The following is a 25,046-nucleotide window of genomic DNA, read 5'->3' as shown; positions in this document are numbered from 1 at the left end:
ATGAGTTACGGAACCCCGGCGGCCGGAGCGGTCCCTGTCTGTCCACGCCATCCTGACCGAGTCTCCTATGTGAGCTGCCAGCGCTGTGGCCGGCCGGCCTGCCCGGAATGCCAGAGGCCGGCGGCCGTCGGGGTTCAATGCGTCGATTGCGTCCGTGAGGCGCAGGCGTCGGCGCCGCGAGTGCGCGGCGCCTTCGGCGGCGCCGTGGCCACCGGCCGCCCCGTGGTCACCTGGGGGATCATCGCCGTGTGCGTGGCGGTCTACGCCCTGCAGTGGCTGATCCCGGGTGACTTCATCTTCCAGAACTTCGCGTTCGCGAACATCTACGCGGGCTCTGAGCCGTGGCGCATGCTCACCTCGGCCTTCCTGCACTCGCAGGGCAACATCCTGCATCTCGCCCTGAACATGTACACCCTGTGGATCTTCGGTCAGGCCCTGGAGCCGCTGCTCGGGCGGGCGCGTTACCTGGCTCTGTATCTCATCTCCGCGGTGGGCGGCTCCGTGGGCTATCTCCTGCTGACCCCCTGGCTGCCGGTGGTGGGCGTCGTCGGCGCCTCGGGTGCGATCTTCGGGCTCTTCGGCGCCATGCTGCTCGTCCAGCGCCGCCGTGGCGGGCCCATGACGCAGCTGTGGGTGCTGCTCGGGATCAACCTGGCCTTCGGCTTCCTGGTGTCCGGCATCGCCTGGCAGGCCCACTTGGGCGGTCTAGTCACGGGAGCCGCGTGTGCGGCCGTCCTCGTGGGCACCGGGCGCTCCCAGCGGGCGCCGCTCTGGCAATGGCTCGGATTGGGCCTGGTGACCGTGGTTCTCGTCATCCTGACCGTGTGGAAGGACAGCACTCTGCCGCTCCCGTAATCCACAGGGGTTGTCCACAGTGTTAATAAGTTACAGCGCTGTAGTTCAAGAGCATCGAGTCCGGGATTGAGCCGGTCTCCATGAAATCCCCAGATGTTATCCACCCCTGTGGATAACATCTGGGGATTTTTTTGTGGATTTGTGGGCGAGGTGGTCAGAAGGGGATCCGGCTCCGGTCCGGTTCTCCGAAGAGGTCCGCCGGCCCATCCGGTGCGAAGCGAACTCCACAGGGAGCTGTCGGCTCACGGGGCGCGCTCTATCCACAGGAGATGTCCACAGCTGTGGCTTTCTGTGGATCGGTACATGACGCATCATCGAACCCGAATCCCTGCCATGGCGGTTCGGACCGCAGTTTCCCACAATTGCTGTCCACAGCTGTGGATAACTTCGTCATGAGCTATGCAGAGGGTGTGTGTAATCCAGAGTGGACGCTCACTTATCCGCGCGGCCCCGGTTTTGTCGCAGGGGACCGGCAAGCGCTTGATGCGCGCTCTTCGGTGTGACGGCTCAGAAGGCCGCGGCGAGCTCCGTGCCTTCGCGGATGGCACGCTTCGCATCGACCTCCGCGGCGAGGGCCGCTCCTCCGATCACGTGCACGCTCTGTCCGAGCCGCTCCAGTTCTCCGGCGAGCGAATTCACGGATTCCTGCCCGGCGCAGATCACCACGCTGTCCACTTCGAGGATGCGCGGATCCTTCCGCTCGGCGCCGAAGCTGAGGTGGAGGCCGGCGTCGTCGATCTTCTCGTAGTTGACGCCGCTCAGCTGCACCACGCCCTTGGCCTTCAGGGAGGCCCGGTGGACCCAGCCCGTGGTCTTGCCCAGTCCCGCGCCGATCTTGCCCTCTCGGCGCTGCAGCAGGTAGACGGTGCGGGGGCTGGGCTGATGGTCGGGACGCTCCAGGGCGCCCGGAGCGTCGGGATCGGTGCTCACGCCCCATTCGCGGCGCCACAGGTCGAGGTCGAGACTCGGCGACTCCTGATGCGTGAGGAACTCGGAGACGTCCACGCCGATGCCGCCCGCGCCGATCACGGCCACCCGGGAGCCGGCCTGGCGGGCTCCCCGGACCAATTCGGCGTAGCTCATGACACTGGGGTGGTCGATCCCCGGAATGGCGGGCATCCGCGGCTCGACGCCGGTCGCGACGACCACCTCGTCGAAGGCGCCGGCCAGTTCCTGGGCCGTCGCCCGCTGGTTGAGGCGCACCTCGACGCCGAGCAACTCCAGGCGCCGCGTGTAGTACCGCAGGGTTTCGGAGAACTCCTCCTTGCCCGGGATGCGCTGGGCGATGCCGAACTGTCCTCCGATCGTGTCTCCCGCTTCGAAGAGGGTGACGGCGTGCCCACGTTCGGCGGCCGTCACCGCGGTGGCGAGTCCGGCCGGCCCGGCCCCGACGACGGCGACGCGCTTGCGGAGCACGGTCGGGCCCAGGGTGAGGGTGAGTTCCCGGCCCGCACGGGGATTGACCAGGCAGCTGACCTTGCGGCCCGAGAAGGCGTGGTCCAGGCACGCCTGATTGCAGCCGATGCACGTGTTGATCTCGTCCACGCGACCGCTCGCGGCCTTGAGGGACCACTCCGGATCGGCCAGCATCGGCCGCGCCAGCGAGACCGCCTGGATGCCGGTCCCGGCCAGGACCTCCTCCGCGACGGCCGGCATGTTGATGCGGTTCGACGCCGCCACGGGGATGCTCACGGCTTTGGCGACCACTTCGGTGAATTCGGTGAACGCGGCGCGCGGCACGGAGGTGACGATGGTGGGGACGCGGGACTCGTGCCAGCCGATGTCGGTGGTGATCATCCCGGCGCCGGCCGCTTCGAGTTCGCGCGCCAGGTCCAGGATCTCCTCCTGGGTCTGACCCTGCGGGACCAGGTCCGCCATGGAGAGCCGGAACAGGACCATGAAGCCTTCCCCGGCCGCGGCGCGGATCCTGCGCACGATCTCCACTGGCACCCGACGCCGGGCGGCCGGGCTCCCGCCCCACTCATCGGTGCGCTGGTTGCTGCGTGAGCTGAGGAACTGGTTGATGAAGTAGCCCTCGCCGCCCATGATCTCGACGCCGTCGTACCCTGCGGCCTGCGCCAGCCGCGCGCAGCGGACGAAGCCGTCGATCTGGCGCTCGACGCCGCGGGAGCTGAGAGCCCGGGGCGTGAACGGCGTGATGGGGGCCTTGAGCCGCGAGGGCGCCACGATGAGCGGGTGGTGGCCGTAACGGCCGGCATGCAGGATCTGTAAGGCGATCCGGCCGCCGTCGCGGTGCACGGCCTCCGTGACCTTGCGGTGCGCGCCGAGCTGACGGCGGGAGGTGAGGCTGGACCCGAAGGGTGAGAGCCATCCACTGAGGGTCGGGGCGTAACCACCGGTGACGATCAGCCCGGCGCCGCCGCGGGCGCGCTCGGCGTAGAAGGCCGCGAGGGCGTCCGCGTCCTTGCGGTGGTCCTCGAGACCCGTGTGCATGGAACCCATGATGATGCGGTTCTTCAGCCGGACGCCGTCGACGGTGAGCGGGCTGAACAGCAGGGGGAAGGCCTCGGCCTGGGAGCTGTGGTTCACGCCACTATGTTACTCGCCAGTAACTTGTTTGGCCAAGGGTTCGGAATGCTTTTCCACAGCTTGTCCCCACTGTGGGTAACTTACACCTGTGTAAGTCAGGGTCCCGGAATTGCGGGGATCGGGCGGCGGGCGGTGCGAACAGCAGGTTTTCCCACAGAAATATCCCCACTGTGGATAACTTGCCTGTGATGTTGTGGACGAGACCGGCGACGAGTCGTCGGCGCGGGCCCCTTCCCCGGAGACGACGCAGGACCCTCCCCGGGTCGGGACGGGTCCTGCGAGCGGGGCCGGTGCGGTTCAGGACCGCCAGCGGGTGGTCATGAGGAATCCGACCAGGAGCAGACCGAATCCGACGCCGATGTTCCAGCCGTTCAGGGCCGGGATCGGCAGGAGACCGCTGGAGATGTAGAAGGTCATGATCCACAGCAGGCCGAGGATCATGAGGCCGAACATGACAGCCTTGTACCAGGTGGGGGTCGGCTTGATCGCCTTGCCCTGGGTGGCGGCGGCCGGGCGGGACACGCGGCGTCGCTGTTTGGACTCAGGCATGGGGCTCCTCCATTGGTGTTAAGCGGACGACCAGCCGGCCTTGATATCCTGCTGGGACACGCTCGACCGGCCGCGGACGCCGGGGCGCAAGCGGTTCAGACTCCCATGGTAGCCGCTGGAACCCTGGCCGATCTGAGCGTGTGCCATCAGGGACCGCTTGGTCCAGCGAAGAGGAGGCTCCGGTGCGCAAAGTCATCCAGGTGTTGGGTGAGCTCCTCATGACCGCCGGCCTGGTCCTCCTGCTGTTCGTCGGATGGGACCTCTGGTGGACGAATGTCACGGCGGACCATCAGCAGGAACAGGCCGTCCAGAGCTTCACGCGGCAGTTCACCCCGCCTGCGGCGCCACCCGCCGGCAGCGCCGAGCGGGACTTCGGCGCCCCACGCGTGGCGCAGGCTCAGCCCCACGGTGAGATGCTCGGCGTCGTCTACGTCCCCCGCTTCGGCAGCGACTATTCGCGCCCGCTCATCCAGGGCACCAGCCAGGACGTCCTGGACACCCTGGGACTCGGCCACTACGACAAGACCGCCATGCCGGGCGCGCTCGGCAACTTCGCCGTGGCCGGGCACCGGCAGACCCACGGTTCGGTGCTGGACAACATCCACCTGCTGCAGCCTGGGGACAAGATCTACGTCCAGACCCGCGAGGGCTTCTACACCTATGTGTACCGCAACACCGAGATCGTCCTCCCCAACCGGGTCGACGTCATCCTCCCGGTGCCCACGGTCCCCGGAGCCCAGCCGAAGGAGCGCCTGATGACCATGACGAGCTGCAATCCGCGCTTCGGGTCCGAGGAACGCATCATCGCGTATTCCGTCATGGAGAGCTGGCGTCCGCTGAGCGCGGGCGCACCGCGGGAGATCGCCCCGCTCGTCGCCAAGGTTTCAGGAAAGGGCTGAACGCATGTACTCATGGATCTTCCGTCATCTTCCCGGGCCGCTCTGGCTCAGGATCCTCCAGACCCTGATCCTGGTGGCCGTGGCGCTGTTCCTCATGGTCCAGTTCCTCTTCCCCTGGATGGCCCAGTTCACCTCCTTCACCGACTCGACGATTGGTTCCGCGCAACGCCCATGAGCACTTCAATCCTGGTCATCGACAACTACGACAGCTTCGTCTACACCCTGGTGGGTTATCTCCAGGAGCTCGGCGCCGACACGACGGTGGTGCGCAACGACGACGTCTCGCTCGACGAGGCCATCGAACTCGCCGCCACCCGCGACGGCGTGCTGGTCTCCCCGGGTCCCGGCAACCCCGCGGGGGCCGGCGTGTGCATCGAGCTGATCAAGTGGTGCGGCGAGCACGCCAAGCCGATGCTCGGCGTCTGCCTGGGTCACCAGGCCCTCGCCGAGGCCTACGGCGGGACCGTCTCCCACGCTCCGGAGCTCATGCACGGGAAGACCTCGCAGGTCGAACACGGGACGGATCCGCTCTTCGCCGACGTGCCCTCGCCGTTCACCGCCACCCGCTACCACTCCCTCGCCGCGGAGAACGATTCCATCCCCGCCGAGCTCGAGGTCACGGCCCAGACCGCCAACGGCGTCATCATGGGGCTGCGCCACCGCACCGCGCCCCTCTGCGGCGTCCAGTTCCACCCCGAGTCGGTCCTCACCGAGGGCGGTTACCAGATGCTCGGGAACTGGCTGGAGTCGCTCGGTCTCGCCGGAGCCGCCGCCAAGGCGTCCACGCTCTCGCCCCTGATCCGGAAGTAGCGCGACCGGAAGCCGCGCGACCGGCGGATCCGCCGACGGAAGAGCCCCCAGGACCGTCCGGTCCTGGGGGCTCTTCTCTGCCTGGTGCGAGTCCGTCTGCTGCGAGAGCGCGACGTCGACGGGCCGCGGGAGCGTCAGCCGCCGTCGGCCGTGGGTTTCCCACTCGGGGTGGCGGACGGGGTGCTGCTCGGCGTGGGCGGCGGGGTGGGCTTGCGGGCGACCGTCAGGACGACCGTGCCGCCCTGATCGATGCGGTCCTTGGCCGCCACGCTCTGACCGGTGACTTGGCCCTCGGGGACCACGGCGTTGTCCTTCTCCTCGACCCCCACTTGCAGGCCGAGACCCTCCAGGACGGTGGTGGCCTGGTCCACGGTCTGCCCTCGCAGCTCCGGAACCTCGACCTTGCCCGTGGACACGATGATCTGCACCGCGCCGTTGACGGGCACCGTCTGGCCCGAGGCCGGCTTGGTGGCGATGACCTGATTGGCCGGGACGGTCGCGCTGTCCGCGAAGGACGTCACGGGAGTGCTCTTGAGTCCCGCGGCGCGCAGGATGTCCCGGACGGCGGCCTCACTCTGCCCCTGGAGCTTGTCGGGGATCTGAACCGCCGTGGGGCCGGCGGACACCACGAGCTTCACGTCCTTGTTGACCTCGATCATCTCCCCTTCCCGGGGATCCGTCTCGATGGCCGTGCCCTCCGGGACGGTCGCACTCGCCACATGCGTCACCTTCGGCTGGAGGCGGGCGTCGTAGAGCTTCTGCATGGCCGCCGACTCGGTCAGCTGCGCCACGGCCGGAACCGCGACCATCTCCACCGGGATCGGGCGGGTGAGCCAGCTGTAGATCCCGAAGCCGGCGCCGCCCAGCACCATGAGCACGAAGATCCAGATGGTGACCATGAGACCGCGTCGGTGACGGCGGTGTTTGCGCTGGGCCTGCTGCACCTCGGGGAGGTTCCGGATCTCCGGCAGGAGCACGCGGAGCTGGTCCTGCGTCAGCGTGAGGGCGTCCTCGGCGGTGCCGTACGGGGCAGGCGTGACGTCCGCGGCGGCTTCGGCGCCATGCCCGGCGCCATGCTCCGGAACCTGGGCCAGGGCGGTGGTGGATTCGCCGGCCGCGCCTCCCGCAGCCCGGTGGCGCGCCGTCGTCTGCTGCTCGACGGCGGCCGTGAGCGCGTCCGCCGGCACCGCCACGAGGTTCGCCGCGGTGGAGTCCTGGGGCGCGTCGTGCACGGCGACACCACCGAGGGCGGCGCGCAGGGCGCGCCGGAAGGCCGCGGCGTCGGGGAACCGGTCCTCGCGCCTCTTCCTCATGGCCTTGGCCACGACGGAATCCAGCGCCCCGCTGACGTCGGGGTTGAGCTTGCTGGGCGGCACCGCGATGCCCTGGACGTGCTGGTACGCCACGGACACCGGGCTGTCGCCCTGGAACGGCGGCTTGCCGGTCAGCAGTTCGTAGAGCAGGCAGCCGGCCGAATAGAGGTCACTGCGGGCGTCCACGGTCTCGCCCAGGGCCTGCTCCGGGGAGAGGTACTGGGCGGTGCCGACCACGGCCTGGGTCTGGGTCATGGTGGCAGAGGAGTCGGTCACGGCCCGGGCGATGCCGAAGTCCATGACCTTGACCCTGCCGGAGTCGCTGCGGACCATGACGTTGCCGGGCTTGATGTCCCGGTGCACGATCCCGGCCTTATGGCTGTACTCGAGGGCGGCCAGCACCCCGAGCGTGTACTCGACGGCCTGGTCGACGGACACCTCGCCGGCCTTGAGGAGGCCCTTGAGGGTCTCACCCTGGACGATCTCCATGACGATGTACGGGGCTTTCACGCCGTCCACACCGTCGCCCTGGATCTCCTCCCCGGAGTCGTAGACCGCCACGATGGACACGTGGTTCAGCCCGGCCACGGATTGCGCCTCGCGCCGGAAGCGGGCCAGGAACTGGGGGTCCCGGGCCAGATCCGCACGCAGGATTTTCACCGCGACATCCCGGCCCAGGCGCAGGTCTGTGCCTCGGTACACGTCGGCCATGCCGCCGCGACCGATCAGATCGCCGAGTTCGTAGCGTCCGTTGAGGACGCGTGTGCCGGTGGACAGGTGAAGCTCCTTACTACAGGGAGAGGCCGCTCAGGGGCCAGGACTCAGGGAGTGGCCGACGTCGTGGGCTTCGGGGTCGGGGTGGACGGCGGCTCAGGGGCGGTGATCGTGTACGTCACCGTGCTGCCCTTGGCCACCTCGGTGCCCGACGGCGGGTTGAAGCTCACCGTGCCGGAAGGGGCCGAGCCGGAGGCCGCCTGCGGGACCAGACCGGCGCCGGTGAGCGCCTGGCGGACCTGGGCTTCGGTGACCGAACCGTTCAGATTCGGGACCGCGACCATCTCCGGGCCGGTGGAGTACGTGACCGTGATCGTGGAGCCCTTGGCGACCGGGCCGGACGGGTTGACGTCCGTGACGGTTCCCGAGGCCTCCTTGCCCACCACGCCCTTGGCGTCCACCCGGAGGCCGAGGGCGATGAGCTCGTTGCGGACCGTGTTGATGTCCCGGCCGTTGTACGCGTCCGGGATGATGTTGACGGTGTCCGGCGTCGACGGCGTCTCGCTCGGCGTGGGGCTGCTGGGCGTCTCCGACGGCGTCTGGCTGGGTGTGGTGACCACCGTCTTGGGCGTGGTGGCGACCGGGGCGCTGGATGTGTCCGACTTGGGGCTGAAGAAGCCCGCCGAGCTCAGCCACACGCCCAGGAAGATCAGGGCGGCCAAGACGGCGAGGATGATCAGCGGCCAGACCCAGGCGCTGCGCTTCTTCTCCTCGCGCTCCGGAGTGGGCTCCTCGTAGTCCTCTTCGTCCTCCGTCAGCCAGTTCCGCTCAGCCGTCAGTTGCTCCGGCGGCACGACCGGCAGGGCGGAGGTCGCCGTCGTCGCGCCGACCGGGGGGACGACCGTGGTGGCGGCCGTCTGCTGGACGTCGACGGGAGCGGTGATGGGGCCCGTGGTCGACTCGAAGAGGAGCATGCCAGGGACCGCACGGTGGGCCGCGTCGATGTCTCCGCGGCGGATGGCCTCGGCGGCCTCGGCGAGTTTGAGGGCGTCGGCCGGACGGTTGGCCGGATCCTTGGCCAGCATCGACATCAGCAGGGCGCGGATCGGCTTGGCCAGCGAGTCGGGCAGCGGCGGCGGGGCGTCGTTGACCTGGGCGAGGGCGATCGCGATCTGCGACTCGCCGGAGAACGGACGGTGCCCCGTGAGGCACTCGTACCCGATGATGCCGAGCGAGTAGATGTCGCTGGAGCCCGTGGCCGTCTGGCCGGTGGCCTGCTCCGGCGCCAGGTACTGAGCGGTGCCCATGACCTGTCCGGTCTGGGTCAGCGGCACCTGGTCGGCGAGGCGGGCGATGCCGAAGTCCGTGATCTTGACGTGCCGGTCCGGCGTGATGAGCAGATTGCCCGGCTTCACGTCACGGTGCACCAGGCCCTTCTCATGCGCGACGGCGAGGGCCCGCGCCGTCTGGGCGATGATGTTCAGCGTCAGGTCGGGGCTGAGGACGTGCTCACGCTCGATGATGGTCGACAGCGGCTCGCCCGGCACCAGTTCCATGACGAGATAGGCGGAGCCGCCCTCTTCGCCGTAGTCGAAGACGTTCGCGATGCCCTCGTGGTTCAGCAGTGCCGTGTGGCGGGCCTCGTTGCGGAAGCGCTCGAGGAAGCCGGGATCGCCCGTGTACTCCTCCTTGAGGATCTTGATGGCGACCGTGCGACCCAGGACCTGGTCCTGCGCACTCCAGACCTCGCCCATGCCACCGATGGCAATGCGCGTGGTCAGGCGGTACCTCCCGCCGAGAGTGATTCCAGACGTTGGCCTCACTTGTTCAACACCGCCTCAAAGAGTTTCTTCGCGTTAGGACTGGTCAGTTGCGCTCCGGTGGCCGAGTTCACGCCGTGGAAGGCGAGGGTCACGACCACCTGGGGATTGTCCGCCGGGGCAAAGCCGGTGAACCAGGAGTTGTTGTAGTCATCGGCCGTGAGCTCGGCGGTGCCGGTCTTCGCGGCGACCTTCACTCCGGGGATGGCTGCCGGGGCGGCGAGACCGTTGTCCACCACACCCACCATCCAGTCGGTGATCTGACGGGCGACCTCGGGACTCGTGGCGGTCCGCAGCGGCTCCGGCTTGTACTCGGCGAGCACCCGCAGATCGGGAGCGCGGAGTGCCTTCACGAGCTGCGGCTTCATCTGCACGCCGCCGTTGGCGATGGCACTCGTGAGCATGGAGATCTGCAGCGGGGTCACCTGGACGTTGTACTGGCCGATGGCCGACTGGGCCAGCTGGGGCTTGTCCAGGTCCGTGGGGAAACGGCTCTGGGCGTACTGCAGGTCCAGCCGGTCGCCGAGGTCCTGCCCGATCCCGAAGTTCTTGGCCGTTTCGGCGATCTTCTTCTCACCCAGGTCCAGCGCGATGCTGGCGAACGGGGTGTTGCAGGAGTTGGCCAGGGCGAAGTCGAATCCGGCCTTGTCCTTGGCGTAGCACTGTCCGCCGCGGTAGTTCGGCAGCGTGTACTGCAGGCCGGGGAACGTGAGTTCCGCGGGGTTCGGGAGGACCGAATCCTTGGTGTACTTGCCGGATTCGAGCGCGGCCGCCGTGTCGATCAGCTTGAAGACGGACCCGGGAGCCATGAGCGCGCCCGTGGGACCGGAGACGTTCTGGTAGAGGTTGATGCCCTTGGTCGCGTCCAGCTTGGCCTTGGCGGCCAGCGCGGCGTCGCTGTCCAGGGTCGCCACCGTGTTGGGGTCGTAGGACGGCTTGGAGACCATGGCCAGGATCGCGCCGGTCTTGGGGTTCTGGACGACGGCGTAGCCTTCGATGTCATCCGGGAGGAGATCGTAGGCGAGCTTCTGGATCTTGGGGTCGATGGTGGTCTCGACGTTGGCGCCCTGAGGCTGCTTGCCGAGGAACAGCTGGCGCACCCGCTCCAGGAACTGCTGGTCCGAGTCACCCGTCAGGGCGCCGTTGAGTTCGCGCTCCAGGCCGGTGGATCCGGCGCTGCCATTGGTCGAGAAGTATCCGGTGATGCCCGCGTAGAGGGCGCCGCCCGGGTAGCTCCGCTTCGACTTACAGGACTCGGTGCCGGGCACCGATTCCGCGATGGGCTGACCACCGGCCAGGATCGTCCCGCGGTCGCTGCAGAGGTTCCGCTGGAGAGCGCGGTCGTTCAAGGCGTTGGTGCTCAGGTCCTGGGCGCCGACGACCTGGATGTAGCTGATGGCGCCGAAGAGCAGGGCGAAGAGCGCCACGGTGGCGATCCAGGCGTTGCGGATGGACTGATTCACGGGTGCACCTCCTGACTGCTCTGTGCCGTGCTCGGTGTGCCGCTCTGGGCGGTGCCCAGGGCGGGGGTCGTCGGCCGCGACGGCACTTCGGCGGTCGCCGAGGGGCCGGTCACGGGAGCTTCACCGTCACGCAGCGGGCTGGTGTCGACCGGACCGCGGGCCACGTTGGAGATCATGAGCAGCAGGCCGGCGACGATCCAGTTGGCCAGCAGGGAGGACCCTCCGGCGGCGAGGAACGGGGTGGTCAGGCCGGTCAGCGGGATGAGGCGCGTGACGCCGCCGATGACCACGAAGCACTGGACGGCCATGACGAAGGACAGCCCGACGCCGAGCAGCTTGCCGAACGAGTCCCGCGTGCCGAGTGCCGCACGGAAACCGCGGGTGATGAGCAGGAGGTACAGCAGAAGCATCGCGGACAGGCCGATCAGGCCGAGCTCCTCGCCGAATGAGGCGATGATCATGTCGCTGTTGGAGAACGGGACCCGGTTCGGCTGTCCCTGGCCGAGCCCGGTGCCGAACACGCCGCCGTCGGCCATGCCGAAGAGGCCTTGCACGATCTGGTAGCTGCCGCCGAGATCGCGGTTGTAGATCTCGGGGTCGAAGGCGTTGGACCAGCTCTCCATGCGGTACTTCACATGCGAGAACAGCTGCGCCGCCACGACGCCGGCCACGGCGATGAGCACCAGGCCGATGATGACCCAGCTGACGCGGCCCGTGGCCACGTAGATCATCACCATGAACAGGCTGAAGAACATGAAGGACGTGCCCATGTCCCGCTGGAGCACCAGGATGCCGATGCTGACGGCCCAGGCCGCAAGCATGGGCCCCATGTCCCGGAAACGGGGGAACTGGAGCTTGCCCACCTTGCGGCCGGCCAACAGGATCAGGTCGCGGTTCACCGAGAGGTACCCGGCGAAGAAGATGGCCAGGGTGATCTTCGCGATCTCGCCGGGCTGGAACGTGAACGGGCCGAGCTTGATCCACAGATTGGCGCCGTTGATCTCACCGGCGGACAGGCCGGGCACCAAGGGCAGCACGAGCAACACGGCACTCGCGGCCAGCGAGATGTAAGTAAAGCGCCGTAGACGGCGGTGGTCCTTGAGGAACCAGATGAGGACGATCGTGCACACCACGGCGATGAGCGTCCAGCGCAACTGCGTGTTGCCGACGTCGCTCTTGGGGCCGTCAAGGCGGTGGATCATGGCCAGACCGAGGCCGTTCAGGGCGACGACGATCGGAAGAATGAACGGATCGGCATACTTCGCGCGGAAGCGCAGGGTCATATGCACCGCGAGTGATGCAACGACGAGGAGGATCGACTGGAACCAGAAGTCCTTGTTGAACGAATCCGGGTTGTTGATGCCGACCATCACGCTGGCGCCGATCCCGACCAGGAGGGCGAGGACCAGGAGCACCAGCTCGATGTTGCGGCGAGGCTTCACGACCGGCTGGGCGGCGACTGCTGAACTCATCGGGCACCTCCACAGGCGGCGGGCGAGGACGGCGTGCCCGACGGCGACGCCGCCGCGGACGGTTTCGCGGTCGCCGACGAGCTGGGCTTCGGGGTGGCCTTGGCCGGGCTCGCGGAGCTCTTGGCACTCGGGATGGCGGACGGCGACGGGGACACCGTGGGGCACTGACGCTCGTCGAAGTCGTGGCCGAGGCTGAGGTTGCGGACCACCAGTTCGGCGTCCGGCAGATCGCGCGCCGGAATGGTCTCCTTCACCCGCTGCTGGGAGAACGACGGCAGGCTGCTCACCTGGATCTCGGTCACCGAGTGCACGGTGGAGAGCTTGATGGGCCCGAGCTGCTGTGAGACGCCGTTGTAGATGGCCACGCGGCCGTCCACCTCGCCCACGTAATAGCGCGTCTGGGTCCAGGCGTACCCGAACCAGAGGCCCACGCCGACGACGGCGAGCACCACGAGGGTGACGGCCCAGCGGAACCAGCGACGGCGCGGCCTCCCGACAGGTGCGGCCGTTTCCTCGTCGGCCGCCGCGTCCGCGCTCTCCTGCCGGTGCGTGAGGACGGTCGCCGCGCGCCGCGCGACGGCGCGTCCGGCGATGTTGGGGATCTTGCCGGTCTCGAGGGCCAGGGCCGCGGCTCCGACGAGTTCGTGCGGCCGGGCCTCGAGTTCGAGGCGAAGGACCTCGGCCGTGAGGTGCGCGCCGAGATTGGGGTCGGTGCGGGTGTCCTCGGCCGGGGCCGGGGTGAGGAGGACCGTGTTGACGCCCTCCTGGAAGGAGGGGTCGGGGCCGGGATTCCCGGACTTCGGCTCCGCGGCGTGAGCCGGATCGGTGAGATCAGCCTCGGTGTCCGCAGCGATGGGGGCCTCGGCCTCGGCGCCGGAGTCCGAGGTGGCGGCCGCCGCGGAGGAGGCCGCGTCGTCGTCGGCGATGATGTCCAGGACGATGACGGTGACATTGTCCGGGGAGCCGGCGGCGAGAGTGAGCTCGATGAGCTGATCGGCGGCGCGGGCGACCGATGCGGTGCCACGGACGACCGCTTCCACCATGTGGTGCGGGACGAAGTTCAGACCGTCGGAGCAGAGGAGCCAGCGGTCGCCCTCGCGGGCCTCGAGTTCGTTGAGATCCAGTTCGGGGCTGGCATCCACATCGCCCAGGACGCGCATGAGGACGTTCTTGTGGGGGTGGGTCTCGGCTTCCTCGGGGCGCAGCCGGCCTTCATCGACCAGGCGCTGCACGAACGTGTGGTCCACGCTGACCTGCTCGAACGCTCCGTCGCGGAGACGGTAGGCGCGGGAGTCGCCGATGTGGGCGTAATTGAGCTTGCCGTCGGCGAGGAGCAGGGCGGTGACGGTCGTGCCCATGCCGGCGAGGAGCGGATCGACGTGGACGAGCTGGGAGAGGATCGAGTTCGCGGTCTGGATCTCGTCGGCCAGGACCGTGCCGGCGTCGCCGTCGTAATCGTCATGGTCGAGGTGGATCAGATCGAGGACGGTCGATGCGGAGGCGACGTTGCCGCCCGCGTGGCCGCCCATGCCGTCGGCCACCACGGCCAGGTGGCGCCCGGCGTACGCCGAGTCGTCGTTCTTGGCGCGCACGAGCCCCACATCGGACCGTGCGGCATAGCGCATGACCAGATGCGGCCGGGTCTCCTCAGGGCCCAGCTCTGCGTTCTTCTCCTCGGATGCCAAGGTCACGGCCTCAATTCGATGACCGTCTTGCCGATCCGGACCGGGACGCCCAGCTCAACGGGGAGCGCTCGCGTGAGCTGCTGATCGCCGAGATAGGTGCCGTTCGTGGAGCCGAGGTCTTCGATGAACCAGCGGCTGCCCTGCGGGAAGAGGCGTGCGTGGCGGCCGGAGGCGTAATCGTCCTCGAGGACCAGGGTGGCCTCCTGAGCGCGTCCCAGAAGGATCGGGCTGGACGCCAGGTCCAGGCGGGTTCCCGCGAGGGGTCCTTCGGTGACCACCAGGTGCCGCGCCTGCTGCCGGGCCACGGGAGCCTGGGCCTGGGCGAGTTCCGGGTGCTTACGGAGCTGCCGTGCGGTCAGGGCTCCGGTCTTGGCCGTGCCGCCGATCATGAGGTCCCGGCGCATGGCCGAGACGATGCTGAAGATCAGGACCCAGATCAGCAGGAGGAAGCCGAAGCGGAGGGCCGTGACGGTCAGATCGCTGAGTTCATTCATGCGTTCCTCCCCGGGTTGACGGGAATGAGCCGGAAGATCATGCGGGTGCGGCCCATGGTGATGACCGAGCCGTCCGTCAGTTCCATGCTGCCGTTGAGCCGCTGGCCGTTGATGTAGCTGCCGTTGGTCGAGCCCAGATCCACGGCCCAGCTGGCGTTGCCCTGGGTGCGGATCTCGAGGTGCCGGCGGGAGACCCCGGTGTCGTCGACCGGGATGTCGGCGTCGGAGGCGCGACCGAGGATGATGCTGGCCGCGTTCAGCGAGTAGCGCTGATCGTTCAGGTCCAGGACCGGCTGGACCTGGGTGGGGGCGCGCTCGGGAGCCGACGGCGGCACGTGCCCGCGGGACGGCGCCGGCGCCGAGCCCTGGGCCTTGTCCGCGCGGGACTCGATGGTCACGTCGCCGGCTTTGAGGTCGGGTTCGCGGACGAAGGCCACACGCACCGGCCCGGGGAGCGTGTACCCCTGGCTCTTGGCGTGGGCGATGACGACGTCGCACAGTTCCTCGGCGAGGGCCGTGCCCCAGTCCTCGGCGCGGGCGTAGTCGGTCTCGCCCAGCAGGACTTCGAAGCTGTTGGGGGCGATGCTCCGGCTCGTGGAGACGGTCAGCACCTTGTTGTCCATTTCGCGCCGCAGGAGGCTGGCGATCTCCACCGGCTGCAGCTGAGCCTTGGAGCCACCGCTGAAGACGCCACGGACGGCCTTTTCCAGGCCGCGTTCAACACGGTCGAGCAAGCCCATGACGTACTCCTTTCCTCTCGGTTCCTGAGGGACATCACCCAGGGACGGCCGACGGCGAAGTGCCGGCCATTGAATCCGATACTACTGTCCAGGCTCCTTCAGCCCCTACCCCGGAGTGCCTTAAACGCCCGGAATCGGCAGAACTCCCAGCAACTTCCCACCGGGTCTCCGCCCTGAGGGGGAGGGGCCGGATGCCAGCGGTGGGGCGGCGGAGCGCGACCCGTGGAGGGTGAGGTCCGCCCGCCGAGGGGAGGGGGTGGCACCCGATTTCACATTCCGGCTCCCTCATGGTTATGATTGTTCCCGTTGCTTTCACCGGTCACGGGGAAAGCGAAGTGCGCGCGAGTGGCGGAACGGCAGACGCGCTGGCTTCAGGTGCCAGTGTCCGAAAGGGCGTGGGGGTTCAAATCCCCCCTCGCGCACAAAGGGAAACTCCCGGTTCAGTGAACCGGGAGTTTTTTGTTGTCCGAGAGGCGGTGAGCCTCGGGCGGATCCGCGCTCCAGAGATTCCGCCGCACCCGTTGACACCCGGTGTGCCGCGCGTCACGATGGAGTTACTTGCAAAAAGCAAGTGCCATCACAGCATCGGAGTATCGACGTGAGCACCATGATTTTCGTGAACCTGCCCACCAGCGACCTGGATCGGGCCAAGACCTTCTACACCTCCCTCGGCTTCAGCATCAACCCGCTTTTCACCGATGAGAACGCGGCGTGTGTGGTGCTGGACGAGAACGTCTTCTTCATGATCCTGCGGCGCGAGTTCTTCTCCACCTTCACCACGCGTGAGCTGGTGGACCCCGCCACCCAGGTCCAGGTCCTCAACGCGATCAGCCGGGACTCCCGTGACCACGTGGACAGCACCGCCGAAGCGGGCCTGGCCAACGGTGGCAAGGAGCACCGCGACCCTCAGGACCTCGGCTTCATGTACTCGCGCTCCATCGAGGACCCGGATGGCAACATCCTCGAATTCGTCTACATGGAGCCGCAGGCCGTGGAGAACGGTCCGGGCGAGCACGTGGCCGAGCAGGCAGCCGGCTGAAGGAACTGACGACAAGGAGGAGCGCATGGCCGCGCGGAATTACGGCCAGTACTGCGGTGTGGTGCGGGCCCTGGAACTGGTGGGGGAGCGCTGGGCGCTGCTCATCGTCCGGGATCTCCTGGTGGGCCCGCGCCGCTACTCCGATCTGAAGAACGGCCTGAGCCGCATCCCCACCAACATCCTCAGCGACCGGCTCAAAGAACTCCAGGCCGCGGGGCTCGTGCGGCGCGTCCCCGTGCCGCGCTGCGGGCTGGTCTACGAGCTCACCCCTTACGGCCGGGAGCTGGAGGACGTGGTCCTCGCGCTCGGCCGCTGGGGTTTCAAGGCCATGGGAGAGCCGCGGGAGGGCGACGAGGTCACCGCGGACTCCCTCACCATGGCGTTGCGGACCGCGTTCGACGCCGAAGCGTCCGCGCGCACTCCCGCCACGGTGTTCACCCTCCACCTGGGGGACGTCACGCTCGTGGCGCGGGCCGCGGAGGGGCGGCTTGACGTCGTCGGCGGGGCGGAGGCGCAAGCAGCCTCAGGTGAGTCGGACGCCGTCGAATTCGCCGCCGGGCCTCAGTTGCGGGAGCTGATCGCCGGGACGCTGTCCCCGGACGAGGCGCAGCACTCCGGCGCTCTTCACGTGCTCGACGGCGACGCGCGCCTCCTCGAGCGCTTCACGTCCCTCTTCCACCTGGACGGAGCCGTGGCCGCCTAGGCGGGTGACGTCGCGGGCAGCAGAGCGCGGAAGCCGCCGATCAGCGCATCCAGGCCCATCGTGAAGGCCCGGTCCGGGTTGCTCCCGCCTTCGGCCTCCTCGAAGCTGGCCACGGCCGAGGTGAAGTGCGGGGTCCGCTCGCCCTCGGAGCCGGTGCTGAAGATGTCCGCCGGGGCTGTCGCGTCGTAGGCCGAGCCGAAGATGAAGGACTCCAGGGCGACGATGGCGGGGACGATCCGCGCTTCCGGGAAGCCCGCCTGGCGGAATCCGGCGCTCACCGCCTCATACATCGCCAGCGTGCGCGGGGCGTCGGTCACCGGCAGGACCGCGATGATCGGGATGAGCGGCGTGTGCTGCGCGAAGACCTCGCGGTAACTCCAGGCCCAGTGCCGGACGGCGTCCTCCCACGGCTCCTTCTCGAAGGCGCTCACATCCACCTGCGCGGCGAGGTGGTCCTCCACCAGGATGAGGATCTCCTGCTTGTTGGTGACGTGGTTGTAGAGCGCGGAGGGGGAGACCCCCAGCTTCTTCGCCATGGCCGACATCGTGAGGCCCTCATACCCCTTGACCGTCACCAGTTCCAGGGCGGCCTGGACGATCGACTCATGGGTCAGGACGGCCTTGATGGGCCGGCCCACGCGTCGACGGGGGGCCTGGTCCTCAGTGCTGGGGGTGCTCATGGGGATCCTCGTTCTTCAGGTCTGGGGCTTGCACCACTCTAGCGGGACGAACATCCGGGCCCGGGGGTCTTTTGCGGGAAGGGTCACATGGGTTATAGTCATTCTAAATGAATGATGTTCATTTAGTGACGATGGTCACGGCACCACTGACCCATCCGCTTGGAGGAAAAATGCTCACTCTTGATCGCGACGTCGTGATCGTCGGCGCCGGCCCGTCCGGCCTGACCGCAGCCCGTCGACTCAAGAAGGCCGGCCTGAGCGTGGCCGTCCTGGAAGCGCGCGACCGTGTGGGTGGGCGCACCTGGACCGACACCATCGACGGCGCCATGCTCGAAATCGGCGGCCAGTGGGTCTCCCCGGACCAGACCGCGCTCATGGAGCTCCTCGACGAGCTCGGCCTCGAGATGTACTCCCGCTACCGTGAGGGCGAGTCCATCTACCTGGGCGCCGACGGCAAGCTCAGCCGCTACACCGGCGCCAGCTTCCCGGTGAGCGAGGAGACCGCGGCCGAGATGGACCGCCTCACCGCCATCATGGACGAGCTCGCCGCCGAGATCGGCGCCGAGGAGCCCTGGGCCCACGCGAAGTCCCGCGAACTCGACACCATCTCCTTCCACCACTGGCTGCGTCAGAACTCCAGCAACGAAGAGGCCTGCAACAACATCGGCCTGTTCATCGCCGGCGGCATGCTGACCAAGCCCGCTCACGCCTTCTCCGCGCTGCAGGCGATCCTCATGGCCGCCTCCGCGGGCTCCTTCACCAACCTCACGGATGAGGACTTCATCCTCGACAAGCGCGTGGTGGGCGGCATGCAGCAGGTCTCCCTGCTCCAGGCCGCGGAACTGGGCGACGACGTCGTGCTGGACTCCCCGGTCCGCACCATCAACTACACCGAGGACGGCAACGGCGGCTACAAGGTCGTGGCCGAGTCCGACCGCGCCGTGGTCAACGCCCGCTTCGTCATCATGGCCGTGCCGCCGAACCTCTACAGCCGCGTGTCGTTCAACCCGCCGCTGCCCCGCCGCCAGCACCAGATGCACCAGCACCAGTCCCTGGGCCTCGTCATCAAGGTCCACGCCGTGTACGAGACCCCGTTCTGGCGCGAGAAGGGCCTCTCCGGCACGTGCTTCGGCGCGGACTCCATCGTCCAGGAGGTCTACGACAACACCAACCACGAGGACACCCGTGGCACCCTGGTGGGCTTCGTCTCCGACGAGAAGGCGGACGCCATGTTCGAGCTGAGCGAAGAGGACCGCAAGGCCGCCATCCTGGACGCCATCGCGGTGTACCTGGGCGAAGAGGCCAAGAACCCCTCCGTGTTCTACCTGTCCGACTGGGGCTCCGAGGAGTGGACCCGTGGCGCCTACGCCGCGAGCTACGACCTGGGTGGCCTGAGCCGCTACGGCAAGTCCCAGCACGACGCCGTGGGCCCGATCTACTGGTCCTCCTCCGACCTGGCCGCCGAGGGCTACCAGCACGTCGACGGCGCGGTCCGCATGGGCCAGAAGACCGCCGACCGCATCATCGCCGCGAACCAGGAACTGCGCCAGGAAGCCCTGAGCCAGGCCTGATCCCCTGCACTCCAGGATCCCCGGCGGAGCGCGGCTCCGCCGGGGATCCTTCTGAAACGTCCCGGCCCGTGCCCAGGGCCGGGGCACGCCTCGCAACAGGCACGCGACGCCGCACCGGAGCTGACTCCCCGGTGCGGCGTCGGCGTTTAACGCGGGTGCGGCGGGTGCCGCCGGCTGCCGCCTGTCGACTCTCAGAGCTCCGCGAGATCCTCCCGCAGCGCGCGGACGACGGCGGTGGCGCGGCCGGCGTCGGGCTCCATCCAGTTGCTGAGGTAGCCGAAGCCGATGCCGTGCTCAGGTTCGGCGAAGCCCAGCTGCCCGCCCGCGCCGTAGTGGCCGAAGCCCGCGGGGGTGAGGAGGTCCTGGTCGACGCCCGGCAGCTGGAACCCCGCGGCGAAACGGTCCTCGCCGGGGCCGGGGATGTCCAGCTCCAACGGGCCTTCGCTCACGACGGTGAGCGCATCGGCCAGGGCGGCGTCGCCGAGGAGGCGCTCGTCGTCGTCGTGCACGGTGGCCGACCAGAAGGCCGCCAGGGCGCGGGCCGTGGTGATGCCGCCCGCGGCGGGGAATTCGTGGCGATGGAAGAGGGGGTCGTTGGCGCCGGTGTCCTCACCCACGAGGGTCGCCGGCAGGGCGCCGCCCAGCTCCGGGCCATGAGCCGCGTACGGGTTGGGCAGGGACAGGCGGTCCTGGACGCCCCGCAGATAGCCATCGGAGGGGCCGATGTGGGCCACCCGGTGCTCCTCCGCGGCCGGCAGGCCGAGCCAGCCCTCGGGGTGCACCGGACCGAAGACCTCGGCGAAGTGTTCGCCCGGGGTCTTGCCCGTGACCCGGCGGATCAGCTCGCCGCTCAGCCAGCCGTGGGTGATCGAGTGGTAGGCGTATCCGGCGCCGGGCTTCCAGAGGGGCTCCTGGTCCGCCAGCAGGGCCGTCATGAAGTCCCAGTCCAGCACCTGCTCCCGCGTGAGCGGGACCCGGACGGCCGCGAGACCGCCGCGGTGCCCGAGCGTCTCCCGCACCGTGAGCCGGTCCTTGCCCCGCGCCCCGAACTCCGGCCAGTACTGCGCGAGAGGCACGTCGTAATCGATGAGTCCCTGTTCCACCAGCCGGGCCACGAGCACGGAGGCGAGTCCCTTGGTGACCGAGAAGATGACCGCGGCGGTGCCCTCCTGCCAGGGCTCCGCCGTGCGGGCGTCCTTCACACCGCCCCAGAGGTCGACCACTTTCTCGCCGCCGCGGTAGACGGACAGGGCCGCGCCCATGTCCGGACGGCCGTCGAATCCTTCCACGAACGCTTGTCGCGTGCGCTCGAAACCGGGGGCGGTGGTGCCGTGGACGGCCGGGGTGGACGCTGTGCTCATGAGGATCCTCTCGGGAGAGCCGTGCCGGGGAATGCGTGATGTCAGTCCGAAGCTATCGCGTTTTCGGCTCCCGCGGTGGAGGATTCCGCGACGTTCTGCCGGGTTCCCGTCCGGCCTCGGGGCTGGACGCCGGGCACAGGACGCCTAGGCTGGTCTCATGCGAGTGAAGATGTGCAGTATCCATGTGACCGACCCCGCCGCGGCGCACGCCGTGTACACCGAGAAGTTCGGTTTCGACACCCTGATGGCGATCCCGGAAGCCAATCTCTTCATCGTCCAGGACGCCTCGATCCCGGGCGGACCGGGCCTGCTGCTCGAACCCAGTGACAACCCCATCGGCGAGGACTACCGCTCCCGTGTCTACGAAGCCGGGATGCCGGCGATCGTCTTCGGCGTCGAGGATGTCGCCGCCGAGGCCGAACGTCTCGCGGCTGCCGGACTGCGCGTGCTGGGCGAGCCCGTCGTGGACCCGTCCGGGACCTACGTGGACGTGGACGACTCCTGCGGCAACCTCATCCGCCTGCACCAGGACTGATGTGGATTCCCTGACCTTCCTGTACGTCCCGGGCGTCACGCCGGGGAAATGGATCCGCCGCTGGGAGGAGCGGATGCCGCAGATCGCGCTGGAGCGCCGCCTGGTGGACGACGACGCCGCAGCCACCCTGGCGCTGCTCGATGCCGGTGAGGCGGACCTCGCCTTCGTCCGCGTCCCCGCCGGGACCGCCGCGACGCTGCGTGAGGGCCGTTTCGCGATCCCGCTCTACGAGGAGCAGCAGGCCGTGGTGGCCGCCAAGGGCCACGAGATCGCGGCCTTCGAGGAGCTCGCCCTGGAGGACCTGGAGGGGGAGACCCTGCTCGACAACTCCCGTGAGGGACTGCAGGCGCTGGGCGGCCTGGAGATGGCGCTGGAGGTCGTGGCCAGTGGCGCCGGGCTCCTGGTCCTGCCGCTGCCCGAGGTGCGGCACCTGAACAATCCGGAGGTCGTGGCTCGCCGGCTGCACGACACCGCGCCGAGCGAGATCGTCCTCGTGTGGCGGCAGGACGCGGATTCGGACCGGATTCAGGAGTTTGTGGGGATCGTCCGCGGCCGTCGTGCGGATTCCGGCCGGCAGCCCTCGGTGAACCAGGAGCAGCAGGCCCAGGCGGCCAGGGCCCGGAAGACGCGCAGCGCCGTGGCCGGAGCTCATGGGGCGTCCAAGGGCAAGGGCGGCGCCCAGAAGGGGCGATCCGGCGGGAAGCCGGGCCCCGGGAAGCCGGGTGGCGGCAAGGGGTCCGGTCGCGGGCGCGGCAAGCCGCCGTCGTCGGGCCGTAAAGGGCGCTGAGCACGCGCCTGCCTGCTCGTTGAACGCCGAGTTCGGGGGTTCCTTCCGAAACCGTGGTCTGCAGACCGCGAAACCGGAAGGAACCCCCGAACTCGGCGCTTAAGGCGTCGGGGCGGTGCGCGTCAGACGGCCGCGGGGACCTGCTCCGGCTCGGTGTCCGTCGCGGTCTCGGTGGCCGGGGACTGCTCGCCGACGCGCTTCTTGCGGCCCTTGCCGTAGCGGAAGTGGAAGAACACATAGCAGGCCACCGTGAACGGGACGCCGATGTAGAGGGCCGCGACCTGGGTGGGGTCGAAGGCGATGCCCACCATCGAGGCGAAGCAGGCCGTGAAGGCCAGGATCGGCACGAGCGGGAAGAACGGCGCCCGGTACGGCAGGGCGCGCACGTCGCCGCCGTTGCGGACGAAGGCCCGGCGGTGGAAGAAGTGCGACGCCGCGATGGACATCCACACGGCCACCGTGGCGAACGCGGCGATCGAGATGAGCACCAGGTACACCGTGGTCGGGGCGACGATGCTGCTGACCAGGGACGCCAGACCGCCCACGAGGCTGACCAGGAGCGCGATCATCGGGATGCCCCGCTTGGTGAGCTTCGCGAAGGCCTTGGGGGCGTGGCCCTCGTCGGCCAGGGAGAACAGCATGCGGGCGCAGGAGTACAGGCCGCTGTTGCCGGCGGAGAGCAGCGCGGTGATGACCACGAAGTTCATGATGTCCGCGGCGTACGGGATGCCGAGCTCGGAGAACACCGTGACGAAGGGGCTCTCGTCGAGGCCGGCCTTGTCGTAGGGGATGGTGGCCGCGATGACGGTGATCGCGCCGATGAAGAAGATGACCAGACGGAGCACCGTGGTGCGCATGGCGCGGGGCACGCTGCGGACGGGGTCGGCGGTCTCACCGGCGGCGACGCCGATCAGCTCGGAGCCGGAGAACGCGAAGAGCACGGCGAGCACGGTGACCATGACGCCGGTGAAGCCGTTCGGGAACAGGCCGCCGGGGGTGTTGAAGTTCTCGAAGAGGTGCGGGTAGTGGCCCTGCGCGGCCGGGTGGAAGCCGATCAGCGCGGCGCCGCCCAGGATGATCAGGCCGACGACGGCGGCGACCTTGATCATGGCGAACCAGAACTCGCTCTCGCCGAAGACGCGGGAGGAGATGGCGTTCATGGTGAACAGCACGGCGGCGAAGATCAGGCAGAAGATCCAGACCGGCACGTCCGGGAACCAGCGCTGCATCATGACGCCGGCCGCCGTAAACTCGGAGCCGATGGCCACGGCCCAGGTCAGCCAGTACAGCCAGGCGGTGGTGAAGCCGGTGGCGGGTCCCATGGTGCGGGCGGCGTAGATGTGGAAGGCGCCGGAGACCGGGTACGCGATGGCCAGCTCGCTCAGACAGGCCATCACGAGATACACGACGACGGCGCCGATCAGGTACGCGATCACGGCGCCGAGCGGGCCGGCCTGGGAGATCGTGTAGCCGGAGCTGACGAAGAGGCCGGAGCCGATCACTCCGCCGAGCCCGATCATCACCAGGTGCCGGGTGTCCATGGACCGCCGGAGCCCTTGCTGAGGTGGTTCGGGCGTCGATTCCTTCACGCCGGATTCGTGGAGCGGGACAGCGCTCATGGATCCTCCAGGGGGTGGTGCAGCGGTGAAACGGGCGCGCGGAGGCCGCCGGTCAGGACCGGATTCTGCAAGGGTTGCGGTTTCAGGGTAGGGGTTCAGCGTTCCCTGCGACCATGTTGGTGATCAAGCTAACACCGGGCGCGCGGCGGCCTGAGACCTTCACCACAGCGGTTAAGGATCCTCAAGGAAGGGCCGCGTGGAGGCGGTTTGAGCAACAGGAGCGCTGATGCTCGCCGCTCAATGTTTCAAGCATTGCTGATGAATGGTGCTATGGTCCCCCGCCGTTCGACAGGGGGGGGGTTCGCTTTGCCGGGCTGAACTCGCTACTCCGGGGCTGAACTCGCTGTCCTTGGTCGCGAGGTCGAACGGGGGATAGCGAGTTCGGCGTGGGGTGGGGCGCCGTCAGTCCTGGAGCGGTTTCCGGGCCAGCCAGGCCGCCACGACCGCGCCGGAGATGTTGTGCCACACCGAGAACACCGCCGAGGGCAGGGCCGCCAGCGGGCTGAAATGCGCGTTGGCCAGGGTGGCGGCCAGCCCGGAGTTCTGCATGCCCACCTCGAACGCCAGGGCGCGCCGGGCCCGGCCGTCCAGTCGGCCGACCTTGCCGGCCAGGTAGCCCAGCCCCAGGCCGAAGCCGTTGTGCAGCACGACGGCCAGGAAGACGATGCCGCCCGCCGCCACGAGCTGGGACGCGCTCCCCGCCACCACGACGGCCACGATCAGCGAGATCACCACGGCCGAGGCCCACGGCAGGGCCGGTAGGATCCGGGCCACGGCGTTCCGGAGGAAGAGCCGCGCGAGCAGCCCCGCGACCACCGGAAGCAGCACCGTCTTGAGGATGTCGAGGACCATGCCGCCGGCGTCGATGTGGAGGAAGGAGCCGGCCAGCAGGAGCGTCAGGGCCGGGGTGACAAGGGGTGCGATCAGGGTCGAGACCGAGGCGACCGCCACGGACAGCGCGACGTCTCCCTTCGCCAGGAACGCCATGACGTTCGACGCGGTGCCCGACGGCGCGCAGCCCACGAGGATGACCCCGACGGCCAGCTCGGGCGGCAGGTGCAGCAGCACGGCGATGGCCCACCCCGCGCCCGGCATGATCACGTAGTGCGCCACGATTCCCAGCAGCACCGCCCACGGGCGACGGGCCACGGAGGCGAAATCCGGGGGCGTGAGGGTCAGGCCCATGCAGAACATGATGACGCCCAGCAGGTACGGCACGGACGGCGCCAGGGGCTTGAAGACCCCGGGCGCCACGAAGCCCGCGATGCCGGCCGCGAGGACCAGGAGCGGGAACACCGTCACCGCCAGGCGGGCCACCTTCGCTTCGGCGGCCAAGGCGGGATTCTCCAGAGAGGTGCTGTCCGTGGGCATGCCCTCATGCTGGCAC

Annotated in this window: 22 protein-coding genes and 1 tRNA gene; 10 read left to right on the top strand and 13 right to left on the bottom strand. The window is 68.8% G+C overall.

Features of this window, described 5'->3' with window-relative positions:
- Nucleotides 1-855, top strand: coding sequence for a rhomboid family intramembrane serine protease (locus tag BLV63_RS02310; protein ID WP_066213539.1), 855 nt, complete (start codon nucleotides 1-3; stop codon nucleotides 853-855).
- Between the two features lie 507 nt (nucleotides 856-1,362).
- On the opposite strand, the gene BLV63_RS02305 is transcribed toward BLV63_RS02310, so the two are convergent.
- Complete coding sequence (locus BLV63_RS02305; protein WP_066213536.1) at nucleotides 1,363-3,405, bottom strand: NADPH-dependent 2,4-dienoyl-CoA reductase; 2,043 nt, start codon at nucleotides 3,403-3,405, stop codon at nucleotides 1,363-1,365.
- A 297-nt stretch (nucleotides 3,406-3,702) separates the two neighbouring features.
- Entirely contained in the window at nucleotides 3,703-3,954 is a 252-nt protein-coding gene (locus BLV63_RS02300; protein WP_066213533.1) for a cell division protein CrgA, read from the bottom strand.
- Nucleotides 3,955-4,136: 182 nt separating this feature from the next.
- Between BLV63_RS02300 and BLV63_RS02295 the strand changes: the two genes are divergently transcribed.
- The 3 genes from BLV63_RS02295 to BLV63_RS02290 are packed head-to-tail and all read left to right on the top strand — an operon-like array spanning nucleotide 4,137 to nucleotide 5,663.
- Nucleotides 4,137-4,853: a class E sortase gene (locus BLV63_RS02295; RefSeq protein ID WP_255218037.1), complete on the top strand. Its 717-nt coding sequence runs from the start codon at nucleotides 4,137-4,139 to the stop codon at nucleotides 4,851-4,853.
- Nucleotides 4,854-4,857: 4 nt separating this feature from the next.
- Nucleotides 4,858-5,028, top strand: coding sequence for a hypothetical protein (locus BLV63_RS18585; protein WP_169795514.1), 171 nt, complete (start codon nucleotides 4,858-4,860; stop codon nucleotides 5,026-5,028).
- Nucleotides 5,025-5,663, top strand: coding sequence for an anthranilate synthase component II (locus tag BLV63_RS02290; RefSeq protein ID WP_066213527.1), 639 nt, complete (start codon nucleotides 5,025-5,027; stop codon nucleotides 5,661-5,663). Before BLV63_RS18585 ends, BLV63_RS02290 begins: the two co-directional genes overlap by 4 nt.
- A 134-nt stretch (nucleotides 5,664-5,797) precedes the next feature.
- Here BLV63_RS02290 and pknB read toward each other — a convergent pair whose 3' ends face one another.
- Genes pknB through BLV63_RS02255 form a run of 7 tightly spaced genes read right to left on the bottom strand, consistent with a single transcriptional unit; the run spans nucleotide 5,798 to nucleotide 15,364 of the window.
- Nucleotides 5,798-7,753 carry a Stk1 family PASTA domain-containing Ser/Thr kinase gene (pknB, locus tag BLV63_RS02285; RefSeq protein ID WP_066213524.1) on the bottom strand — a complete coding sequence of 652 codons (1,956 nt, stop codon included), beginning with the start codon at nucleotides 7,751-7,753 and terminating at the stop codon, nucleotides 5,798-5,800.
- Between the two features lie 44 nt (nucleotides 7,754-7,797).
- A complete protein-coding gene (locus BLV63_RS02280) occupies nucleotides 7,798-9,513 on the bottom strand; it encodes a protein kinase domain-containing protein (protein ID WP_066213522.1) in 1,716 nt (571 codons plus the stop codon).
- On the bottom strand, nucleotides 9,510-10,973 hold the full coding sequence (locus BLV63_RS02275) for a peptidoglycan D,D-transpeptidase FtsI family protein (protein ID WP_066213517.1): 1,464 nt from the start codon (nucleotides 10,971-10,973) through the stop codon (nucleotides 9,510-9,512). Before BLV63_RS02275 ends, BLV63_RS02280 begins: the two co-directional genes overlap by 4 nt.
- A complete protein-coding gene (locus BLV63_RS02270; protein WP_082724112.1) occupies nucleotides 10,970-12,445 on the bottom strand; it encodes an FtsW/RodA/SpoVE family cell cycle protein in 1,476 nt (491 codons plus the stop codon). Before BLV63_RS02270 ends, BLV63_RS02275 begins: the two co-directional genes overlap by 4 nt.
- Nucleotides 12,442-14,130 carry a protein phosphatase 2C domain-containing protein gene (locus tag BLV63_RS02265; RefSeq protein ID WP_066214107.1) on the bottom strand — a complete coding sequence of 563 codons (1,689 nt, stop codon included), beginning with the start codon at nucleotides 14,128-14,130 and terminating at the stop codon, nucleotides 12,442-12,444. The genes BLV63_RS02270 and BLV63_RS02265 overlap by 4 nt, the downstream gene beginning before the upstream one ends.
- 2 nt (nucleotides 14,131-14,132) lie before the next feature.
- A complete protein-coding gene (locus tag BLV63_RS02260) occupies nucleotides 14,133-14,624 on the bottom strand; it encodes an FHA domain-containing protein FhaB/FipA (protein ID WP_066213514.1) in 492 nt (163 codons plus the stop codon).
- Entirely contained in the window at nucleotides 14,621-15,364 is a 744-nt protein-coding gene (locus BLV63_RS02255; RefSeq protein WP_066213510.1) for an FHA domain-containing protein, read from the bottom strand. The genes BLV63_RS02260 and BLV63_RS02255 overlap by 4 nt, the downstream gene beginning before the upstream one ends.
- A 339-nt stretch (nucleotides 15,365-15,703) precedes the next feature.
- On the opposite strand from BLV63_RS02255, the gene BLV63_RS02250 reads away from it, so the two are divergent.
- From BLV63_RS02250 to BLV63_RS02240, 3 genes are all read left to right on the top strand, one after another.
- Nucleotides 15,704-15,786: transfer RNA gene (locus BLV63_RS02250), tRNA-Leu, on the top strand.
- A 185-nt stretch (nucleotides 15,787-15,971) separates the two neighbouring features.
- Nucleotides 15,972-16,403: a VOC family protein gene (locus BLV63_RS02245; protein ID WP_174521266.1), complete on the top strand. Its 432-nt coding sequence runs from the start codon at nucleotides 15,972-15,974 to the stop codon at nucleotides 16,401-16,403.
- A gap of 25 nt (nucleotides 16,404-16,428) precedes the next feature.
- A complete protein-coding gene (locus BLV63_RS02240) occupies nucleotides 16,429-17,106 on the top strand; it encodes a winged helix-turn-helix transcriptional regulator (RefSeq protein ID WP_066213502.1) in 678 nt (225 codons plus the stop codon).
- Here BLV63_RS02240 and BLV63_RS02235 read toward each other — a convergent pair.
- Entirely contained in the window at nucleotides 17,103-17,786 is a 684-nt protein-coding gene (locus tag BLV63_RS02235; RefSeq protein WP_066213499.1) for a TetR/AcrR family transcriptional regulator, read from the bottom strand. The genes BLV63_RS02240 and BLV63_RS02235 overlap by 4 nt on opposite strands.
- Before the next feature lie 170 nt (nucleotides 17,787-17,956).
- On the opposite strand from BLV63_RS02235, the gene BLV63_RS02230 reads away from it, so the two are divergent.
- Complete coding sequence (locus BLV63_RS02230; RefSeq protein WP_066213496.1) at nucleotides 17,957-19,357, top strand: flavin monoamine oxidase family protein; 1,401 nt, start codon at nucleotides 17,957-17,959, stop codon at nucleotides 19,355-19,357.
- A gap of 191 nt (nucleotides 19,358-19,548) precedes the next feature.
- Here the strand turns inward: BLV63_RS02230 and BLV63_RS02225 are convergent, their stop codons facing one another.
- A complete protein-coding gene (locus BLV63_RS02225) occupies nucleotides 19,549-20,718 on the bottom strand; it encodes a serine hydrolase domain-containing protein (protein WP_066213493.1) in 1,170 nt (389 codons plus the stop codon).
- A 157-nt stretch (nucleotides 20,719-20,875) separates the two neighbouring features.
- Here BLV63_RS02225 and BLV63_RS02220 point away from each other — a divergent pair, with 157 nt between their 5' ends.
- Both BLV63_RS02220 and BLV63_RS02215 read left to right on the top strand, forming a co-directional pair.
- Entirely contained in the window at nucleotides 20,876-21,253 is a 378-nt protein-coding gene (locus BLV63_RS02220) for a VOC family protein (protein ID WP_066213491.1), read from the top strand.
- A 1-nt stretch (nucleotide 21,254) separates the two neighbouring features.
- Nucleotides 21,255-22,040 carry a LysR family transcriptional regulator substrate-binding protein gene (locus BLV63_RS02215; protein WP_066213487.1) on the top strand — a complete coding sequence of 262 codons (786 nt, stop codon included), beginning with the start codon at nucleotides 21,255-21,257 and terminating at the stop codon, nucleotides 22,038-22,040.
- A 122-nt stretch (nucleotides 22,041-22,162) separates the two neighbouring features.
- Here the strand turns inward: BLV63_RS02215 and BLV63_RS02210 are convergent, their stop codons facing one another.
- On the bottom strand, nucleotides 22,163-23,659 hold the full coding sequence (locus BLV63_RS02210) for an amino acid permease (RefSeq protein WP_082724111.1): 1,497 nt from the start codon (nucleotides 23,657-23,659) through the stop codon (nucleotides 22,163-22,165).
- Nucleotides 23,660-24,061: 402 nt separating this feature from the next.
- Complete coding sequence (locus tag BLV63_RS02205; RefSeq protein WP_066213485.1) at nucleotides 24,062-25,030, bottom strand: bile acid:sodium symporter family protein; 969 nt, start codon at nucleotides 25,028-25,030, stop codon at nucleotides 24,062-24,064.
- Nucleotides 25,031-25,046: the final 16 nt, after the last annotated feature.

The organism is Arthrobacter woluwensis (assembly GCF_900105345.1).
GTDB classification, from domain to species: domain Bacteria; phylum Actinomycetota; class Actinomycetes; order Actinomycetales; family Micrococcaceae; genus Arthrobacter_E; species Arthrobacter_E woluwensis.
The sequence above is the reverse complement of the archived record's forward strand: the minus strand, read 5'-3'. Positions and strand labels throughout refer to the sequence as shown.

Excerpts from the sequence above, each read along its gene's own strand:
- BLV63_RS02310 (WP_066213539.1), top strand. The coding sequence starts at position 1 with ATGAGTTACGGAACCCCGGCGGCCGGAGCGGTCCCTGTCTGTCCACGC.
- BLV63_RS02300 (WP_066213533.1), bottom strand. The coding sequence starts at position 3,954 with ATGCCTGAGTCCAAACAGCGACGCCGCGTGTCCCGCCCGGCCGCCGCC.
- BLV63_RS18585 (WP_169795514.1), top strand. The coding sequence starts at position 4,858 with ATGTACTCATGGATCTTCCGTCATCTTCCCGGGCCGCTCTGGCTCAGG.
- BLV63_RS02290 (WP_066213527.1), top strand. The coding sequence starts at position 5,025 with ATGAGCACTTCAATCCTGGTCATCGACAACTACGACAGCTTCGTCTAC.
- BLV63_RS02270 (WP_082724112.1), bottom strand. The coding sequence starts at position 12,445 with ATGAGTTCAGCAGTCGCCGCCCAGCCGGTCGTGAAGCCTCGCCGCAAC.
- BLV63_RS02260 (WP_066213514.1), bottom strand. The coding sequence starts at position 14,624 with ATGAATGAACTCAGCGATCTGACCGTCACGGCCCTCCGCTTCGGCTTC.
- BLV63_RS02255 (WP_066213510.1), bottom strand. The coding sequence starts at position 15,364 with ATGGGCTTGCTCGACCGTGTTGAACGCGGCCTGGAAAAGGCCGTCCGT.
- BLV63_RS02245 (WP_174521266.1), top strand. The coding sequence starts at position 15,972 with ATGATTTTCGTGAACCTGCCCACCAGCGACCTGGATCGGGCCAAGACC.
- BLV63_RS02240 (WP_066213502.1), top strand. The coding sequence starts at position 16,429 with ATGGCCGCGCGGAATTACGGCCAGTACTGCGGTGTGGTGCGGGCCCTG.
- BLV63_RS02235 (WP_066213499.1), bottom strand. The coding sequence starts at position 17,786 with ATGAGCACCCCCAGCACTGAGGACCAGGCCCCCCGTCGACGCGTGGGC.
- BLV63_RS02230 (WP_066213496.1), top strand. The coding sequence starts at position 17,957 with ATGCTCACTCTTGATCGCGACGTCGTGATCGTCGGCGCCGGCCCGTCC.
- BLV63_RS02225 (WP_066213493.1), bottom strand. The coding sequence starts at position 20,718 with ATGAGCACAGCGTCCACCCCGGCCGTCCACGGCACCACCGCCCCCGGT.
- BLV63_RS02220 (WP_066213491.1), top strand. The coding sequence starts at position 20,876 with ATGCGAGTGAAGATGTGCAGTATCCATGTGACCGACCCCGCCGCGGCG.
- BLV63_RS02210 (WP_082724111.1), bottom strand. The coding sequence starts at position 23,659 with ATGAGCGCTGTCCCGCTCCACGAATCCGGCGTGAAGGAATCGACGCCC.
- BLV63_RS02205 (WP_066213485.1), bottom strand. The coding sequence starts at position 25,030 with ATGCCCACGGACAGCACCTCTCTGGAGAATCCCGCCTTGGCCGCCGAA.